Below are 18,123 nucleotides of genomic sequence, written 5' to 3' on the forward strand. Positions count from 1 at the left end.
TCATCCGCTCAGCTCGAGTAGGCGCTGTTCTCGTGCACGTAATCGTGCGTGAGGTCGTTGGTCCAAATGGTTGCCTCGGCGTCGCCGGCCTGCAGGTCGATTTCGACCAATACTTCGCGGGGCTCCAAGTCCACAAGATTCCGATCATCACCGATTGCGCCGTTGCGGCAAATCTGCACGCCGTTCATGGCGACGTTGATTTGGTCCGGCTCGAACGCGGCATCCGTTGTTCCCACCGCTGAGAGAACGCGACCCCAGTTGGGATCCTTGCCGAAGATGGCTGCCTTGAAAAGGTTGGAGCGGGCAACACTGCGGCTGACGATTTCAGCATCGCGTTCGCTGGCGGCGTTAAAGGTTCGGATAGCGATGTCGTGGCTGGCGCCCTCGGCATCACCGATGAGCTTGCGTGCCAATTCGGCGCAGACGTGGGTGACCGCTTCGCTCAACTGCTCCGCAGAGGGCAGAGCTTCCGACGCCCCGGATGCCAGCAGCACCACGGTGTCGTTGGTGGACATACAGCCGTCCGAGTCAGCCCGGTCGAAGGTGACGCGTGTGGCGTCGCGGAGGACGACGTCCAGCTCATTTGCAGGAACTTCGGCGTCGGTGGTGAGGACCACCAGCATGGTGGCCAGGCCCGGTGCCAACATACCGGCACCCTTGGCAATGCCGCCGACCGTGAACGGCTTGCCCTGGGCATCAGTGCCGTTGAAGACTGCTTCCTTGGACACACTGTCCGTGGTCATGATCGCTGTGGCGGCAGCGGAGCCGCCATCTTCGGACAGTTCACGGAAAGCTGCCTCCACACCGGGAAGGATCTTGTCCATGGGCAGCTGCTCACCGATCAGGCCGGTTGAGCACACCACGACGTCGGAAGCTGAGACTCCCAGCACCTCTGCCACTTTCTCGGCGGTGGCGTGGGTGTTCTGGAAACCCTGGGGACCGGTGCAGGCGTTGGCTCCACCGGAGTTCAGGACCACTGCATCCACACGTCCGTCGCTGACCACCTGACGTGACCAGTGAACCGGTGCAGCAGCCACGCGGTTGGAGGTGAAAACGGCGGCGGCGGACTTTTGCGGCCCGTCGTTGACTACCAGAGCGAAATCCGGGTTGCCCGAGGCCTTGATGCCGGCTTTGATGCCTGCGGCGCGGAATCCCTTGGGGGCGGTAATGGTCACGGTGCAACTCCCTGCAGGTTCAGGCCGGCGGTTTCGTCCAGGCCGAGGGCAATGTTCATGGACTGCACAGCTCCGCCGGCGGTCCCCTTGGTGAGGTTGTCAATGGCGCACGTGACAATCACGCGGCCCGTGTGGGAGTCGAAGGCCAACTGCATCACAGCGTGATTGGAGCCTTGAACGGACTTTGTGGTGGGCCACTGGCCTTCGGGGAGGAGGTGCACGAACGGTTCGTCGTCGTAAGCGTCCGCCCAGGCTTGGCGTAGCTCGGCCTCAGTGACACTGCGTCCAGCCTGCGGCCGCACCTTGGCCGTTGCCGTGGTGAGGATACCGCGACTCATCGGAACCAGCGTGGGCGTGAACGATACCGTCACCGGCTCGCCGGCCGCATTGGACAGTCCCTGTTCGATCTCCGGGGTGTGACGATGTCCGCCGCCAACGCCGTAGGGGCTCATGGAACCCATGACCTCGGCGCCGATGAGGTTGACCTTGGCTGCCTTGCCGGCGCCCGAGGTTCCCGAGGCGGAGACAATCACGACGTCGTCCGTCAGGAGGAGATTGTTGGCGAACCCCGGCGTCAAAGCCAGCAGGGCGGACGTCGGGTAGCAGCCGGGCACGGCAATGCGTGTGGCACCTTTAAGTGCTTCACGCTGCCCGGGGAGCTCAGGGAGGCCGTACGGCCAGGTGCCCGCGTGAGCGGAGCCATAGAACTTTTCCCACGCTGCGGCGTCCTGCAAGCGGTGGTCAGCACCGGCGTCGATCACTACCGTCCCCTCAGGCAACTGGGCAGCGATCTCGGCGGAGGCGCCGTGCGGCAGAGCCAGAAACACAACGTCATGCCCGGAAAGGTTCTCCACCGTGGTGTCTTCCAGAATCCGGCTGGCCAAACCGTGGAGATGCGGCTGTAACTCCCCTAGTCTGGAACCGGCGTTGCTGTGAGCGGTGATGGCACCGATGGTGACGTTCGGATGGCCAGCCAGCAAGCGCAGCACTTCTCCCCCGGCGTAGCCGCTGGCACCGGAGACGGCAACAGAAATAGTCATGACTCCACTGTACAGCAAGAATATTCATGCTGTCCGATATTTATGCATGCGGATGTGAGCAGTCTCATTATTTTGGAGAATGGACGTATGCTTAGTGGAGGGTGATCCAGACCGTGCAGTCCGAACGTCGGCTGCAGCGTTGCCCGTTAGCGATACGGGGCACATTTATGTCACCCACGTCCACCGCTGAGCGCCCCAAAGCTCGCGCAATCCAACCCAATCCCGTTGTCCAGAGCTACTCAGAGCTCCTCAAAACCGTCAAGTCGGCTGGACTCCTCGAACGCCGTAGCGGCTTCTACATCTGGGTCTTCGTGGCCCTAGTCCTCCTTATGGCCGGCACCTGGCTTGGCTTCGCCCTCATTGGCGATTCCTGGTACCAGCTCCTGATCGCCGCTGCTGTCGGCATCCTCTGCACGCAGCTTAGCTTCCTTGCCCACGAGGCAGGTCACAAGCAGATCTTCGCTTCGCGCCGAGCCAACGATTGGTCTGCCCGACTCTTGGCAACCGGCGTTGCCGGCATCAGCTACTCCTGGTGGGAACAGAAGCACGGAGCCCACCACAACCACCCCAACGTCATCTCCAAAGACCCGGACATCAGGAACAACGCCTTGGTGTTCTACGAAGACGCAGCGGCTGAGCGTAAAGGCCGCCTTGCTTTCCTCACCAAGAAGCAGGGCTGGTTCTTCTTCCCACTCCTGACGCTCCTGGGCTTGAGCCTGCAGTTCGACTCCCTCCGTTTTGTCTTCGGTAAGCAGAAAGTACGCCACCGCTGGGTAGAGACGCCCATCCTTGTGGCCAGGCTTGCCGCCCTCCCCGTACTGGCTTTCACGTTCCTGCCCATCGGCATGGCTTTCGCCTTCCTCGGCGTGCAGATCATGGTTTACGGCTTTTACATGGGTGCCTCTTTCGCCCCGAACCACAAAGGCATGCCCGTCCTTCCCAAGGACAGCCGCGTGGACTTCCTCAACCGCCAGATCCTGACCTCGCGGAATATCCGCGGTGGCCTCTTCATGGACTTCCTCCTGGGTGGGCTCAACCGTCAGGTGGAGCACCATTTGTTCCCGGACATGGCTCGGCCCCATTTGTATAAGGCCACAAAAATCGTGCGCGAGTTCTGCGCCAAGCACTCCATTTCCTACACCGAGACCAGTCTGATGCAGTCCTATGGCATCGTGGTCAGATACCTCAACGAGGTAGGCCTGGCAGCAGGCCGCGGCTTCGACTGCCCGGTAGCTTCGACGCACGGACGCTTCTAGGCGTTCCACAAGGGAAGCCCCACCTTCCCTAGGATGGAATCTGAAACCGGGCACCGGAAGGACCGCCCCGGATTAAGGAGCCACCATGACGCACGCCATCGTTGCACAGCAGCCCGGAGGACCTGAGGTCCTTGAGTACGCATCTGTGGAAATACCGAAGCCTGGCCCCGGCCAGCTGTTGATCAAGGTCGCAGCTGCCGGGGTCAACTTCATTGAGACCTACCAACGCAGCGGCGCCTATAAAGTGGACTACCCCTTTACCCCGGGTGCGGAGGCCGCCGGTACGGTGGAGGCCGTTGGCGATGGGGTGGAGGAATTCTCCATTGGTGACCGCATTGCCACCGCGGAGGGGTCCAGAACCTACGCGGAGTACGCCATCGTGGAGGCGAGCAAGGCACTTCCGGTACCTGACGGCGTCGACGATCACACGGCAGCAGCCCTGCCGCTGCAGGGCATCACCGCGCACTACCTGATGAACTCATCGTTCCGTGTAGAGCCGGGCCACACCGTTCTGCTTCACGCCGGCGCAGGTGGCGTTGGCCTGCTGTTGACGCAACTCCTGAAGGCCCGCGGAGCCCGCGTCATCACCACCGTCTCCTCGGACGAAAAAGCGGAGCTGTCCTCACTGGCCGGCGCCGATGAAGTGCTCCGTTACGAGGGCTTCGCTGACAAGGTCCGCGAACTCACCGATGGCCAGGGCGTCAACGTGGTGTACGACGGAGTCGGCAAGGACACGTTCGACGACTCCCTGAAGAGCCTGCGGATCCGAGGCGCCATGGTGCTCTTCGGCGCAGCCTCCGGCCCGGTACCGCCATTTGATCCCCAGCGATTGAACGCCGCGGGTTCGCTAACGCTCACTAGGCCCACCATGGCGCACTTCGTCCAGAATGCCCAGGAACGCCGGTGGCGCTCAGCGGAAATTTTCGACGCCGCTGCCAACGGCACCCTCGCAGTCAGGGTGGGCGCTACGTACCCACTGGCAGAGGCAGCCCAGGCACACAGGGACCTTGAAGGCCGCCGCACCACCGGCAAAGTGCTCTTGGTGCCCTGACTGCCATGCCCGGCTCCCTAACAATTGGTTATCTACAGGCGAACAGCAGTACAACACCATGTGACGTGCAGGAAACGTCTGACACCTGTTGTTCACCTTCCTGCGAAAAGCTGTGCCCGTGAGTACAGAACATCCCGTGGGAGCCGGGCAGACGCCTGCCTTGACCACTTACCGCCCCCAGTTCCCGGGCGGCACCGCAGCACCCGCCGGGCGGACCCTCGTGGACATCCTGGAAGAGACCACTGAGTCCTTCCCCGAGGCCTCGGCGCTGGATGACGGCCATAAGTCTTTGAGCTATACCGAGCTGCTGAAGGCAGTCAAGGCTTTCGCCGCACGGTTGAACACTTTAGGGCTTGGACGGGGAGACAAGATCGGCGTCCGGATCCCCTCCGGAACCAATGAACTCTACATCGCCATCTTGGGAATCCTGATGGCCGGCGCCGCCTACGTTCCCGTGGATGCCGACGACCCCGATGAGCGTGCCCGCCTGGTGTTCGGAGAGGCCAAGGTGGGGGCAGTCATCGCCGCCGGCTTGGAGATCCAGCTATCCGGAAGGGCACAGGAGCCTGTTTCCACAGCGACCAAGCCCGGGCTGGACGACGATTCCTGGATTATCTTCACCTCCGGATCTACCGGCACTCCCAAGGGCGTGGCCGTTAAGCACCGTTCCTCGGCCGCGTTCGTCGATGCCGAGGCCCGGATCTTCCTCCAGGCTGAACCCATTGGACCCCAGGACCGGGTGCTTGCCGGACTGTCCGTAGCCTTCGATGCCTCGTGCGAAGAGATGTGGTTGGCGTGGCGTCACGGAGCTTGCCTGGTACCCGCACCACGAGCCCTGGTTCGGACCGGCATGGATCTGGGGCCGTGGCTCATCAACCATGGGATCACCATCGTGTCCACGGTGCCCACCCTTGCGGCTCTGTGGCCGGCTGAAGCGCTGGAAAACGTCCGACTCCTCATCTTCGGCGGCGAAGCGTGCCCGCCCGAGCTGGCCGAACGCCTCGCCGTGGACGGCCGCGAGGTCTGGAACACCTACGGCCCAACTGAGGCGACTGTCGTTGCCTGCGCTGCTCCCCTTGGCGGACCTGGCCCCGTGCGGATCGGCTTGCCCCTGGATGGTTGGGACCTCGCCGTCGTCGATCCGCAGGGCGTTCCGGTGGCTGAAGGCGAGATCGGGGAACTGATCATCGGCGGCGTGGGACTGGCCCGCTACCTCGATCCCGCCAAGGACGCAGAGAAGTACGCTCCCATGACCTCGCTGGGATGGGACCGCGCTTACCGCTCCGGTGACCTGGTGCGTTTCGAAGCGGAAGGCTTGATCTTCATGGGCCGGGGCGATGAACAGGTCAAGCTAGGCGGGCGACGGATCGAACTGGGCGAAGTAGATGCAGCGCTTCAGTCCTTGCCTGGCGTTGCCGGTGCCGCTGCGGCCGTGCAGACTACGGCGGCCGGTAATCAGATCCTTGTTGGATACCTGGCCCCCGCTGACGGTCATGAAGTGTCCATGGACGAGGCACGCCGGCTTCTGGGCGAGAGCCTCCCTGCCGCGTTGATCCCGTTGCTGACCGTGGTGGATTCGCTCCCCACCAAGACCAGCGGCAAAGTTGACCGCCACGCACTCCCCTGGCCACTTGCAGGAGCGGGCGCCACCGAGGCCGGCAACGCGCCGCTGAACCTTCCAGATGACGCACGCTGGGTTGTAGAGCAGTGGGAGGCGGTACTGGACACCCCGGTCAGCTCGCTCGACGCTGACTTCTTCTCCTACGGGGGCGGATCCCTGGCGGCGGCCCAACTCGTTTCCGCCCTTCGCGTCCGCTACCCCACCATCACCGTGGCTGATATCTATGCCACGCCGCGCGTCGGCGCGCTGATCGAGGCCGCACGGCAATCACTTCCCGACGGCGGCCTGCCGGGGCCTGCTGCTGAGCGCACCGTCCGCCCTACTGCGTTGAAGTCGCAAATATTCCAGGTGCTGATGGGCGTGCCATTGCACGTCCTGGTGGGCATGCGGTGGCTGACCTACCTGATGGCTGCAAACAAGCTGCTGGCGGACTTTGTCGGCTTTGCTGCAGCACCCGTGGTGTCCTGGTGGTGGATCGCAGTATCCTGGCTCATCTTTGTCAGCCCCTTGGGGCGGATGACAATCTCAGTGGTTGCAGCCAAGGTGCTGCTTGGCAAGATCCAGCCCGGCACCTATCCGCGTTCCGGGAAGACTCACCTGCGGCTCTGGCTCACCGAGCAAATTCAAGACCTTTCCGGTGCCATAGGCCTGGCCAGTGCTCCCTTCGTCCCCTACTACGCACGCGCTCTTGGTGCCAAGATCGGCAAGGACGTCCACCTGCACTCTTTGCCCCCGGTCACCGGCCTGTTGTCTTTGGGCAGCGGAGCCAACATTGAGCCCGAAGTGGACCTTTCCGGCTGGTGGGTGGACGGGGATTCCGTCCACATCGGACAAATCCATGTGGGAGCTGGTGCCGTTGTGGGAGCACGAAGCACCCTGATGCCCGGAGCGACCATTGGGGCCGGTGCCCACGTCGATGCTGGATCGGCCGTGCTGGGCAAAGTGAAAGCCGGACATCTCGTGGCCGGGTCTCCGGCCGAACGCCGTGGCAAGGCCAAGCACGAGTGGCCGGAAACCGTCAGCCGGCGGTCCGTGGTTGACCGGTTCTGGTTGATCGCCTTCGCCAGCGCTTCGGCTTTGCTGGCACTGATCCCCTACATCTCGGCGTTCGCCGGCGCACTGGTGATCTTGGCCTTTATCCAAGGCCAAGAATCGCTGCAAACAGCACTTCCACAGATTGCCCTGGCCGTCCCGCTGGCCGCCCTGGTGTGGTTCTTCGGCAGCCTGGTTCTCATCCTGGTAGTTGCCCGGCTCCTGGGCTTGGGCCTACAAGAGGGCTACTACCGGGTCCGCAGCCGCGTTGGCTGGCAGGTTTGGGCCACGGAACGCCTTCTGGACATGGCCCGGGACCTCCTCTTCCCGGTCTACGCCAGCCTTTTCACACCGATGTGGCTGCGCCTCCTCGGGGCCAAAGTTGGGAAAAACGTGGAAGCCTCCACGGTGCTGCTTGTTCCGAAAATGACCACCATCGGCGACGGCGCCTTCCTGGCTGACGACACCATGGTGGCCTCCTACGAGCTCGGTGGAGGCTGGATGAAGATTGCTCCAGCCAAAATAGGGAAACGCTCCTTCCTTGGCAACTCGGGCATGACCGCGGCGGGACGAAACGTGCCCAAGAACTCCCTTGTTGCGGTTCTGTCCGCCACCCCGGCCAAAGCAAAGTCAGGCACCTCCTGGCTGGGCAGCCCGCCCGTCAGGCTGCGCCGCACCGCGGTGGCCGCTGACCAAACCCGCACGTTCCAGCCTCGCCGCAGGCTCAAGATTGCGCGGGCCTTGTGGGAACTGTGCCGTTTGGTGCCTGTCATCCTGACGGTCGCCATCGCCCTCAGTGTCATGCTGGTGCTGGACTGGATAGCGAGCGGATGGGGCTACTGGCTGGCAGCCGTCCTTGGTGGTGTGGTGATGCTGGCAGCAGGGGCCGTAGCTGCACTGAGTTCGATCGTGGCCAAATGGGTTCTGGTGGGGACCATCCGGGCCGGCGAGCACCCGTTGTGGAGCTCCTTCATTTGGCGCAACGAGGTGGTGGATACTTTCATCGAGATGGTGAGCGCCCCGTGGTTTGCGCGCTCTGCTGCAGGAACTCCTGCCTTGGTGTGGTGGTTGCGCGGACTTGGCGCGAAAATCGGCCGCGGCACCTGGTGCGAAAGTTACTGGCTCCCCGAAGCCGACCTCGTGACCCTCGGTGAGAATTCAACCGTCAACCGTGGTTGCGTGGTCCAAACACACCTCTTCCACGACCGTGTCATGAGCCTTGACACCGTCACGCTCGGTAACGGAGCCACCATGGGTCCGCATGGCGTCATCCTCCCCGCGGCCAGTATCGGCAACGGCGGAACCGTTGGCCCGGCGTCGTTGGTCATGCGCGGCGAAACCGTCCCGGCCGGTTCGTATTGGATGGGCAACCCGGTGAGCCCCTGGGTGGGTCCGTCGGCACAAGCGCCGCGCCTGAAGTAGATTGGACGGATATGGCCGCACCAATCACCACTCCCACGACCGAAGCCGACCCCTACGCCTTGAACCACGGCAGCAGCGCCTACCGCGTGGACAGGTACGAGTTGGACCTCGATGTCAGGCTGGGCAGCAACAAGCTGATCGGCAAGGCGGTCCTGCGTTGCACAGCCTTGGAAGCTACGCCGCAGATTGTTCTTGACCTGGTGGGCCTGCGGGCCAGCAAGGTTCAGCTGGACGGCAAGAAGCTGCAGAAGTTCAGCCACCGGGCCGAACACCTGGTGCTTAACCCCGCGTCACCGCTCAAGGCGGGCCAGCAGTTCTCCCTCGAGATCCGCTACGACGGCAATCCGCAGCCGCGCCGCGGCCTCTGGGGCGATGTGGGTTGGGAGGAACTCAACGACGGCGTCCTGGTGGCCGGACAGCCCAACGGCGCGGCGTCCTGGTTCCCCTGCAATGATCATCCGCGCTACAAATCAAGCTTCTTCATCTCCGTGACCACTGACGACAACTACCGTCCCGTGTGCAACGGCAGGCTGATCTCCCACTCGCGCAAGTCGAGCAGGGAAACCTGGGTCTACGAGCAGGCTGAGCCCATGGCGACGTACCTGGCCACAGTGCAGATCGGGCGCTACGCCAAGGTTCCGCTGCACGTGGACGACACCCATCACAGGGTGCCGCAGTTCGTCGCAGTCACGCCCGAGTTGGCCGTGGATGCTCTTCAAGGCCTGCGGCGCCAGCCGGACATGATGCGCACCTTTGAGGATTGCTTCGGGCCGTACCCATTCGCCGACTACACCTCAGTGGTGACCGAGGACGAACTGGAAATTCCCCTCGAAGCCCAAACCGTCTCCATCTTCGGCCGAAACCATATGCGTGATACCTGGGATGCCCAGCGTCTGATCGCCCACGAGCTTTCCCACCAGTGGTTTGGTAATTCCCTCACGGTCACCAGCTGGAAGGATATCTGGCTACACGAGGGCTTCGCCTGCTACGCAGAGTGGTTGTGGTCAGAAGAATCCCGCACCATGACGGTGTCCGCGCGGGCAACGGCCGCGTGGAAGAGGCTTAGCGCCGGTCCCCAGGATCTGCTGGTAGGCGATCCCGGTCCCGAGCTGATGTTCGATGACCGCGTCTACAAGCGGGGTGCCCTAGCCGTTCACGCTGTGCGGATGGCAGCCGGGGACGAGGCGTTCTTTGGTTTCCTTCGGCACTGGACTGCCTTGAACAGGCACGGTTCAGTATCAACAGAATCCTTTGTAGTAGCTGCAGATTCGTTCATACCGGGTTTCGATGCTGCCTCGATTCTTCGGCCGTGGCTCTACCAGTCCGCGCTGCCCGCGCTTCCGTAATCCTCAGCCGATAGCCAGGGCTGCGACGAGCCCGTCAGGAATTTCAGCGCCCGTAATGTCCCGCAGGCCAGGACGGTCCAGCACATCCAGCTCCGCGGGATTGTGCCTCAAACCTTCACCGGTCATTTTCAGCCAGGCTTCTTTGCGCGCCCACAGCCGGGCGCGTTGGCTGGATCGATCCCGGGGCGGGGTGGACGCTAGAAAGTTTCTCTCGTTTACGGTCAATGCGACATCGTCAAAACCTTCGAACGCTGCTTGGCCGACCACTTCAAGGTCCACTCCCAGCCGGAGGCCATCCGCTGGATGTACGACGCCGGCCAGCAGCACCCAGCCCGACGCCCGGGACGCGCTCAGCACCAAAGGTGCCGGACCGCCGTCGAGCATGAACCCAGGGCGACCGTGGTCCTGGCGGGGGCCGCACTGCGGGCAGTGATACTCCGGAACGAGGCGGGTGGGATCGACATCGAGCAGCGAAGTGGCGAAGTGCCACAGCGCGATCCGACCAGCAATGAACGCATCCCTATCCTCAGGTTTGGCCAAGCTGTCGGCACGCTCGAGGGCGGGCAGGCCGAGTTGTTGAATCGGACCGCCTGCGCCGGGCACGTCACTGAGCTTCCGCAGCTCAAGCACCGGACTATTCATCACTACCACTCTCACAGCTATGTCCTTAGCCAAATGTTCAAGCAGGTATGAGTCGTTATTTGCTTTCACCCGGCCAAACAAGGGCCTTTTTTGCGCAGTCGCACCAGTCGCTTTAGGGGCTTCTGCCGTTTACTTGACGAGCCGGGCCGTTCGGCGGTGTTCAGCTACGCACAATGTTTCGATGCATCGTGGTGAGAGAACCTGGAAAGAACATGCTTGACCAGGCCTGCGTCCCAAGCTCATCCCGAGCTTCATGTCGAATACTATCTGCAGAATTAGCACAAAACGGAGCTAACGCCAGGGCCTCACCGGCTTTGGCCGTCGCCGCGAGCGTGGCATTGCTATAAGTGCTTGGACATCGTGCTCAAGGTCAGTCTTGCCACGCTCTTGTTTCCATGTGTCGACCACACTCTGCCATTCTTGCCGCATCTCAGACTCCGCGACTTGACTGACGGCAGCAATGGCATCCCGCTCCCGCAGAACTTCGAACCGGAGTTCTTCGATTTCTGACGTAACCTTCCTCAGCTCTTCAAGGCGGGCCACCAGGGATTACTCAGTGGCCCCGACGCGTTGCTCCAACTTGCCGAGTTGCTCATTCCGCTCCTCGACCTCCCTATCAAGTAGAAGCGCAAGGGGTCGTACGGTCAGTTCCTCGGATGTACGGGCTATCCGTTATGTGATGGAACGAGGAAACCCGCAAAGGTGACTGGATGACGACGGTGCCGGTGCGGGTCTCGCATGTCATAGAAGGAAATTGATTGGGCTCGGCTGAGCCGTTCGCATGCGGAACCACCCTGCTGGGTACAGTTCTGGTATGGCTACCATTTCCCGTACCGTCCAGTGGACCCTGCTCACCAGTGTCAATGAAGCTCTTGCTATCCTTCCGCCGGCTGTTGAGCAAGCCCAGTTCGCTGTCACTTCCCTGAGCCCGTCCGAAATTGCTGTTGACGTTCCACGGTCGCTCCGGAATAACCAGTGGGCCGCCAAAATTAACGGCACCATTACTGCCGAGGCGGACAAGACTCATATCGAATGGCGAGTCGACGGGCTGGGCAACAAGCATTACAAGCACCTCATTAAGATCTCAGAGGGGCTCCCTGAAGGGCTCCTGGATGACCATGGAATCCAGGAAGCAGCGAGCAAAGTCGCTCTTCGTATCTTCGGCCGAAAGGAAATCGCCCACCTGGCCAACGTTTTGGATCGCAACGAAACTGTCAACGCCATCGGGGTTGGACGGTTCGAGAACAAAGCAGGCATAGCAGCCGCTACGAACCATCGACTGCTCTTTCTTGAAAAGAGCATCGGCTCCGAAGATCTCACGTCATTCTCCTTGGGAGCAATCCAGGCGATAGACCTGAAGAAAGCACTGGGCGGTGAAACCCTGACCATTAATCACTCCGGAACCAAGGCATCAATCACCACCCTCGGCCATGGACAGGGAGACTCCCTGATTCGCGCGATCCGGGCAACCCAAAATGCCCCCAAACACCAGCAAGCCTCAGCGGCACCGGCCATTGACGTCATCGGACAACTCGAACGCCTTGCCGAGCTGCATACCAAGGGGATTCTGACGGACGCCGAGTTCCAAGCCCAGAAGGAACGCCTGCTTTCCTCGTAAGTGCGCGCTGAGAGCGTGGGTGCCAGGCGCTTGACGTCACGCTCAATAGTAAGGTTTGAAGTCGCGGGAAGATCAACCGACGCTGCCGGAGAACCGAACGACGCAGATTTTATGGAGAGCCGACGTGAACGACATGCTTGGAGAGCAATGGTCACGATGAGCGACTACACAGTATGCCCAAGATGCGAGCAGGGGCGCGTCGAAACTTACCGTGTAAGGAAGACCGGTGACCTCTTTCAACTGTGCGACGAGTGCGATGCGGTTTGGTCCCCGGGCATCGAACCCAACCTGACGCAGTTCGGTACCTTCGACACGTTCATGCTTGTGCGTGGATTGTCGGACGTGTGGGACGAAATCGATGAAGTGGTCGAGACGTAATCACTGCAAACAACCACCGACTCTGGCAGCGTGGCATACAGTGATCCCGTGCCTGATCTTGAATCTCTTGCCACCGATGTTCCGGTTGCGCCTTCCAGTCAGGTCAGAGCAACGTTGGCACCAGTACAAGAGGGGAATGTGGTCAGCGTGGAAATCTCTGAATCGAAGACACCTTGGTGGTGGGACTGGGATCCCAGCGTCGCGCCATACGCGGTGTTGCTCCTGTTGCTGGCCCAGAGCCGCATTAGCGCAGATGAATTTGAAACTCTGTTCCTTCCTCTCTACAAGAGCGACTCGACCAAGTGGCCCGAAGAAATCTACAGGGTTCTTGATCAGCTTTTCTACGCGGTCGATGACTACAACCGGGATCCGATTCTTCGCGACAACGACGTCGATGCGAACCAGCTAAGAAGCAGAGCAGCGCTGGCGTTCGCCGAACTCAGGAAACTGGCGACGAAATGAACTCCTACGACGCCAGACTTGTGGCCGGTGTGCCCAAGGCGATCCAGGACTTTGAAGATGGTCGGATCGCAAGCATGCCGTCACACGATAATCTGCGTCAAGCACCTCATTGGGAGACCTACATTGTCACCAGATGGTGCGCGCACCCTCGCCTCATCCCTGGACATGCACGCACGACATACTCAGCGACCTGGAGGCCAATGTTGGCCAGAAGGTCGGAGTGGCTGCCGCCAACGAAATTCGAAGGGAACGCCAAGTCCTGCCAGGGGCGCGTGGGGGTATCTTGTGGGTGTGCCTGGCACGTGTGGACGAGGACCCTGTATTCGTCCCGCACTGATCAGCCCTTTGGCCAGCGACGAGGACCTGAGGATCGAAGCAGCAAAGATCGTCGCTGATCTGCCGTCCATAGAACTGGTCGAGCTCTACTACAGCCAGGAGCCCTACGGAGAGATGAGCAGAATATTCGTTGATGAAGCATTCGAGCTGCTTGGAACTGATGACGTCTGAACGGCACCCGCCGCTGGCACAGTGTCAGTGAGGTTTTCAGCGACAAAGGAAACGAGTTCCTTTTTTACGCTGCCCCATGAGTGTCGGGGAGGCTCGGCTAACGCTCTCTCGGTCACGCTGTGCCCGCAGCTTCGTAGAAACTACCCCGGAGCACGGCGTCCCCGGGGTAACTCTTGAATTGGTCCGGAAACAGTTATCCCTCGCACTCCACGCAGTACGCATGGCCGTCCTTCTCACGGGCCATCTGGGAGCGGTGCCGGACCAGGAAGCACGAGAAGCAGGTGAACTCATCGGCCGCGGGCGGAATCACCTGGACGATCAACTCTTCGGCGATAATCTCGCCACCGGGGCCTTCTTGATCTAGGCCGTCCGCTTGGTCAAGCTCCAGTACGACACTGCGGGCGTCAGGCGCATTGGCCGACTTCAGGGCATCGAGCGAGCTCTCCTGGGATTCCTTGACGTCAGACCGGACCTCGTCGTAATCAGCTGCCACTATGTTCGTTTTCTCCTCTACCTTTGGGATCTTCGACTGCAACCTACACCATCGCTTGAAAATTCCTAGAGGTAGGCGGCCCTGAAGTCGCATCACCACCACAAAGCCCAACCTGCACTAGATTCGCCGTATGACATCATTCACCGACGCCCGCGCTGTTACCGATGAAGCAGAGAATTCCGCAGTCAGCAGGGTCCTGAGCGCATTCGACAGCTTCCGCGAATGGGAAGCCACGTTGAGCGGATATGACGCCCAGACAACCAAGCATTTTTACTAACAGGGGTGGGTCATGCCTAGGCCAAGGATGTGGTCAGCTAAGGGAAAGGCGGCCTGCGGGCCAATCAACACGCCCTTTCCCTCTAGAACGCTTTGGCCCCTGCAAAGCTGTCGCCTGACGCTGACACGTCCCGTACGGGACACAAATGTTCCCCGCAGTCAGGATCACACTGCGGGGAACACTTGTCGGCGGGTTAACTCAGCTGGGCTATTTCACCGAGGTCAGGTAGTTGGCCAGCGTAGGCGTGATGCGGGTGCCTGAGTTGGAGCTACCACCGTTGGTGTGGATCGCCACGATGGTGTTGGAGCTGTTATAGACAGGGGCGCCACTTTGTCCGCCGTAGGTGTCCATCTTGTAAAAGACCTTCTCAGTGGTGGTGCTCTCAATGGGTCCGGTCATGGTCCACATGGTGCCAAAGGCCTTATCCCCCGGGTATCCCCGCACTGTGGTGCTGGTGCCGTTCAGGCTCGCGGTGGTACCGGTGTAGTTGAGCCAGCCGGTGGTGTTGCCGATAGTGCAGTCGAGCTTGATGACGCCCCAGTCGGCGTTGGTGTTCGCCGAGTCGATCCAGCGCTGGTCCGTGAAGATCTCCGTTGCACCGCATGTGCCGTAGGGGTCGGTTGAACCATTACGGCCTGGGGCAACTTTGACGCCCCAGGAGTAGTCGGCCTCGGAGCCGGTGCCGCCCTCATGGACACAGTGTCCAGCCGTCAGCACGGTGTCATCGGAGATCAGCGCGCCGGAGCAGATGTAGCCGCCGTTGAACTCAATCTGCACGATGGAGCGATTGGGGGCTGCCGTGGTGTTGGTGATTCTTACCCGGCCATCGGCGCCGATGACTGAGTCCGTGGAAGCGCCGCCATTCTTGGTGGGTGCGGCAATGGTGTACTTGTCGGCCAGAGGGGATGCGGCTGAGCCCGACGTCTTCGTCTTGTCCACCGTGTGCCCTACGGGCTGAACCTCGGCAGCGGTTACTTGGGGCGTCGACCCTGACGCCACTGCAGCTCCACCAAACGAGGACGTCAGGACCATTACTGCTGCCCCGACAAGCAAAGCAACGTTCTGCTTCTTCATGGGTACCTTTCAAAGGACGGCTCTTATGGAACCGTGCGAGGGATGTGATACACATGTTTCACATGTGCATGACAAAACTGTCATACACGCATGAATAGTCTGTCAAGATGCTGGGAGTTCAATCTCGATAAAAGAAAATCCCCGGAACCATATGGTTCCGGGGATGATCAATCGCGAGCAATATCAGCGCTGCACAGCTCCGAAGCGCTCGGCTGCAACAGCAACGGCTGCAGCGCGGGCTTCGGATGCCTCATCCGCAGTCAGAGTACGGTCATCGGCGCGGAAACGCAGGCCAAAGGCGAGCGACTTCTTGCCCTCCTCAATGCCGGGACCCGCGTAGACATCGAACAGCGCAACGTCTTCGAGGAGCTGGCCTGCGCCTTCACGCAGCGCTGCCAGAACCTGGTCTGCCGGCGCGTCCTGCGGGACAACCAAGGCGACGTCCTGCGTCGCAACAGGGAATCCGGAGATGTGCTTGGCCACGATCACGTCAGCAGCAGCTTCGAACAACGCTTCCACATTCACCTCAAGCGCCACGGAGCGGGCAGGCATGTCGTGCGCAGCCAGCAACTTCGGGTGGAGCTCGCCGGCGTAGCCCACTACGTCGCCGTTGCGCAGCGAGAGCTGAGCGGCGCGGCCAGGGTGGAACGCTTGGTGGCTGCCCTGGCTGATCACCAGTTCAACACCCAAAACGTCACCCATGAGACGGGCGACGTCCAGTGCGTCGGCCCAATCCCACGCCCGAGGCGTGTGCGTCGCAGCGGCCGGTGAATCATGTCCGGTCAGGATAGCGGCGATGTGCAATGGCTGGTGCGGGACGCCGTCGTACAGTGCATCCAGAACCTCATCGGAAGGCTTGACGCCCAGCGGCGGGATGGAATCCGTGCCCAGGGTTTCGCCCGGGAGGAACACCAAACCTGCCTCGTACACAGCCAAATCGCGGAAACCACGTGAGTGGTTGCGGCGGGCAACCTCTATAAGGCCCGGCAGGATGGACGTCCGGAGGTATCCCTGTTCCTCGCTAATGGGGTTCGCCAGCTTGAGGGCCGGCCGGGCTTCACCTTCAGCTGGAACGCCAAAGGTGTCGTTGGCGGCCTTGGAGACAAACGGGTAGGACAACACCTCTGTGAGTCCTGCATCAGCCAAAGCCTGGACTACCCGGCGCTTTTGCTGCTGGCTGCGGCTCAAACCACGGCCCGGAGGCGCCACCGGAAGCGTTGAAGGGATGTTGTCGTAGCCCACCAGCCGGGCGATTTCCTCGGAGAGGTCTTCCTTGGTTTCGAGGTCATTGCGCCAGCTCGGAGCGGTCACAACGTAACCCGACGACGTCTTCTCCACAGTTGCACCCAGGTCCACCAAGGATGTGGTGATCTGCTCTTCGGTGAAATCGATGCCGATCCGGGCGGCGGCGAACTCGGCGGGCAGTTCAATGGTGACAGCCTCAGGAGGGGTTCCGACGTCGGTCCCGGCCTCGTCTGCCGTACCCCCGGCAAGTTCCACCAAGAGGTCAACGACGCGCTGCGCAGCGATGTTGGCAACGTGCCAATCAACACCGCGCTCGAAGCGCTTGGAAGCTTCGGACGGCAGCTTGTGCCGGCGACGGGACCGGGCGATGGAGACCTCATCGAAGTGCGCGGCTTCCACCAGGATGTTCGTGGTGGAATCGGACACCTCAGTGTGGGCACCGCCCATGACGCCTGCAATGCCGATGGCGCCGGAGTCGTCAGTGATCAGGAGGTCCTCGACGTCGAGCGTGCGCTCTTTGTCATCGAGGGTGGTGATCTTCTCACCGGCCACCGCACGACGAACCACGATGTCGCCGGCAAGCTTATCGAGGTCATAGCAGTGATTCGGCTGACCAAGCTCCAGCATGACGTAGTTGGAAATATCCACCGGTAGAGAGATGGAGCGGACCCCGGCCAGGCGAAGGCGGGAGGACATCCACGGCGGTGTGGGACGGGAAGCATCCACGCCACGGACTGTTCGGGCCACGAAGCGGTCGCAGCCGGGCTTGCCGTAGATGGGCGCGTCGTCGTTGAGCTTGACGCCGTAGCCGCCCTGCAGGGAAGCCGGTGCGTTGACCTTGGACGCGGGGTCCGTGAACGACGTTCCGGTAGCGTGGGCGTACTCGCGGGCCACACCGCGGATGGAGAAGGCATACCCGCGGTCCGGGGTGACGTTGATTTCGGCTGCTTGGTCGTACAGACCCAGCAGTTCCATCGCGTCTGAGCCGATTTCCGGGTCCAGTCCGATGCGCGAGAGCACCAGGATGCCGTCGTGATCATCGCCGATACCCAGCTCACGGACGGAAGCGATCATGCCCGCGGACAGGTGACCGTAGGTCTTCCGCGCCGAGATCTGGAAGTTTCCGGGCAGAACGGCGCCCGGCAGGGTGACAACAACCTTGTCGCCCTCAACAAAGTTGTGGGCACCGCAAATGATGCCCTGCACGCCGGAAGGATCAATGCCCTCGCCGGTAAGGGTCTGCTCCTGGCCCTCGGGAACCACGCGGACCTGGCACCAGTTGATGGTCTTGCCATTGGTCTGCGGCTCCTTGACCAGGCTCAGAACCTGGCCAACCACAACGGGACCCGTCAGCTCATCCGTGGGACGGTGGACTTCTTCTTCTTCGAAACCAACCTTGACCAGGTCAGCCATGACGTCTTCGGCCGTTGCATCGGCCGGAACCTGCGCGAATTCACGCAGCCAGGAAAGTGGGATACGCACTG

15 protein-coding genes are annotated in these 18,123 nt (G+C 61.5%); 9 read left to right on the plus strand and 6 right to left on the minus strand.

Annotation, left to right across the window (positions count from 1 at the left end; genetic code table 11):
* Nucleotides 1–8: 8 nt before the first annotated feature.
* Both argJ and argC read right to left on the minus strand, forming a co-directional pair.
* Nucleotides 9–1,175: a bifunctional glutamate N-acetyltransferase/amino-acid acetyltransferase ArgJ gene (gene argJ / locus EU811_RS17500; protein ID WP_142939592.1), complete on the minus strand. Its 1,167-nt coding sequence runs from the start codon at nt 1,173–1,175 to the stop codon at nt 9–11.
* Nucleotides 1,172–2,215 (minus strand): N-acetyl-gamma-glutamyl-phosphate reductase, encoded by a 1,044-nt coding sequence (argC, locus tag EU811_RS17505; protein WP_142939593.1) that lies wholly within the window; start codon nt 2,213–2,215, stop codon nt 1,172–1,174. Before argC ends, argJ begins: the two co-directional genes overlap by 4 nt.
* Nucleotides 2,216–2,382: 167 nt before the next feature.
* On the opposite strand from argC, the gene EU811_RS17510 reads away from it, so the two are divergent.
* The 4 genes from EU811_RS17510 (at nt 2,383) to EU811_RS17525 (ending at nt 9,943) form a co-directional block, all read left to right on the plus strand.
* Nucleotides 2,383–3,471: a fatty acid desaturase family protein gene (locus EU811_RS17510; protein ID WP_142939594.1), complete on the plus strand. Its 1,089-nt coding sequence runs from the start codon at nt 2,383–2,385 to the stop codon at nt 3,469–3,471.
* Between the two features lie 85 nt (nt 3,472–3,556).
* The gene (locus tag EU811_RS17515; RefSeq protein WP_142939595.1) at nt 3,557–4,522 is read left to right on the plus strand and encodes a quinone oxidoreductase family protein; all 966 of its coding nucleotides are present in this window, start codon (nt 3,557–3,559) and stop codon (nt 4,520–4,522) included.
* A gap of 118 nt (nt 4,523–4,640) precedes the next feature.
* Entirely contained in the window at nt 4,641–8,597 is a 3,957-nt protein-coding gene (locus tag EU811_RS17520) for a Pls/PosA family non-ribosomal peptide synthetase (RefSeq protein ID WP_187697237.1), read from the plus strand.
* An 11-nt stretch (nt 8,598–8,608) separates the two neighbouring features.
* Nucleotides 8,609–9,943, plus strand: a complete 1,335-nt coding sequence (locus tag EU811_RS17525; RefSeq protein ID WP_142939596.1) for a M1 family metallopeptidase — start codon at nt 8,609–8,611, stop codon at nt 9,941–9,943.
* A gap of 3 nt (nt 9,944–9,946) precedes the next feature.
* Here EU811_RS17525 and EU811_RS17530 read toward each other — a convergent pair whose 3' ends face one another.
* Nucleotides 9,947–10,585, minus strand: coding sequence for a 4'-phosphopantetheinyl transferase family protein (locus tag EU811_RS17530; protein ID WP_142939597.1), 639 nt, complete (start codon nt 10,583–10,585; stop codon nt 9,947–9,949).
* An 814-nt stretch (nt 10,586–11,399) separates the two neighbouring features.
* On the opposite strand from EU811_RS17530, the gene EU811_RS24290 reads away from it, so the two are divergent.
* The 4 genes from EU811_RS24290 (at nt 11,400) to EU811_RS17555 (ending at nt 13,550) form a co-directional block, all read left to right on the plus strand.
* Nucleotides 11,400–12,203, plus strand: coding sequence for a PH domain-containing protein (locus EU811_RS24290; protein WP_160147656.1), 804 nt, complete (start codon nt 11,400–11,402; stop codon nt 12,201–12,203).
* Between the two features lie 156 nt (nt 12,204–12,359).
* The gene (locus EU811_RS17545; protein ID WP_142939599.1) at nt 12,360–12,581 is read left to right on the plus strand and encodes a hypothetical protein; all 222 of its coding nucleotides are present in this window, start codon (nt 12,360–12,362) and stop codon (nt 12,579–12,581) included.
* A 48-nt stretch (nt 12,582–12,629) separates the two neighbouring features.
* Nucleotides 12,630–13,043 carry a colicin immunity domain-containing protein gene (locus EU811_RS17550; protein ID WP_160147657.1) on the plus strand — a complete coding sequence of 138 codons (414 nt, stop codon included), beginning with the start codon at nt 12,630–12,632 and terminating at the stop codon, nt 13,041–13,043.
* A 291-nt stretch (nt 13,044–13,334) separates the two neighbouring features.
* On the plus strand, nt 13,335–13,550 hold the full coding sequence (locus EU811_RS17555) for a hypothetical protein (protein WP_142939601.1): 216 nt from the start codon (nt 13,335–13,337) through the stop codon (nt 13,548–13,550).
* A gap of 193 nt (nt 13,551–13,743) precedes the next feature.
* Here EU811_RS17555 and EU811_RS17560 read toward each other — a convergent pair whose 3' ends face one another.
* Complete coding sequence (locus tag EU811_RS17560) at nt 13,744–14,043, minus strand: DUF4193 domain-containing protein (protein WP_142939602.1); 300 nt, start codon at nt 14,041–14,043, stop codon at nt 13,744–13,746.
* A 130-nt stretch (nt 14,044–14,173) separates the two neighbouring features.
* On the opposite strand from EU811_RS17560, the gene EU811_RS23560 reads away from it, so the two are divergent.
* Nucleotides 14,174–14,320: a hypothetical protein gene (locus EU811_RS23560; protein ID WP_160147658.1), complete on the plus strand. Its 147-nt coding sequence runs from the start codon at nt 14,174–14,176 to the stop codon at nt 14,318–14,320.
* A 207-nt stretch (nt 14,321–14,527) separates the two neighbouring features.
* Here EU811_RS23560 and EU811_RS17565 read toward each other — a convergent pair whose 3' ends face one another.
* Both EU811_RS17565 and pheT read right to left on the minus strand, forming a co-directional pair.
* Nucleotides 14,528–15,394, minus strand: a complete 867-nt coding sequence (locus EU811_RS17565) for a trypsin-like serine peptidase (RefSeq protein ID WP_142939603.1) — start codon at nt 15,392–15,394, stop codon at nt 14,528–14,530.
* Between the two features lie 183 nt (nt 15,395–15,577).
* Entirely contained in the window at nt 15,578–18,121 is a 2,544-nt protein-coding gene (gene pheT / locus EU811_RS17570) for a phenylalanine--tRNA ligase subunit beta (protein WP_142939604.1), read from the minus strand.
* Nucleotides 18,122–18,123: the final 2 nt, after the last annotated feature.

Origin of the sequence: Arthrobacter sp. TS-15 (assembly GCF_006964045.1) — a bacterium.
In the GTDB taxonomy this organism is placed as follows: domain Bacteria; phylum Actinomycetota; class Actinomycetes; order Actinomycetales; family Micrococcaceae; genus Arthrobacter.

Coding starts and splice junctions, on each gene's coding strand:
- EU811_RS17515 (WP_142939595.1), top strand. CDS start 3,557: ATGACGCACGCCATCGTTGCACAGCAGCCCGGAGGACCTGAGGTCCTT.
- EU811_RS23560 (WP_160147658.1), top strand. CDS start 14,174: ATGACATCATTCACCGACGCCCGCGCTGTTACCGATGAAGCAGAGAAT.
- EU811_RS17545 (WP_142939599.1), top strand. CDS start 12,360: ATGAGCGACTACACAGTATGCCCAAGATGCGAGCAGGGGCGCGTCGAA.
- argC (WP_142939593.1), bottom strand. CDS start 2,215: ATGACTATTTCTGTTGCCGTCTCCGGTGCCAGCGGCTACGCCGGGGGA.
- EU811_RS17510 (WP_142939594.1), top strand. CDS start 2,383: ATGTCACCCACGTCCACCGCTGAGCGCCCCAAAGCTCGCGCAATCCAA.
- EU811_RS17525 (WP_142939596.1), top strand. CDS start 8,609: ATGGCCGCACCAATCACCACTCCCACGACCGAAGCCGACCCCTACGCC.
- EU811_RS17530 (WP_142939597.1), bottom strand. CDS start 10,585: ATGAATAGTCCGGTGCTTGAGCTGCGGAAGCTCAGTGACGTGCCCGGC.
- EU811_RS17565 (WP_142939603.1), bottom strand. CDS start 15,394: ATGAAGAAGCAGAACGTTGCTTTGCTTGTCGGGGCAGCAGTAATGGTC.
- EU811_RS24290 (WP_160147656.1), top strand. CDS start 11,400: ATGGCTACCATTTCCCGTACCGTCCAGTGGACCCTGCTCACCAGTGTC.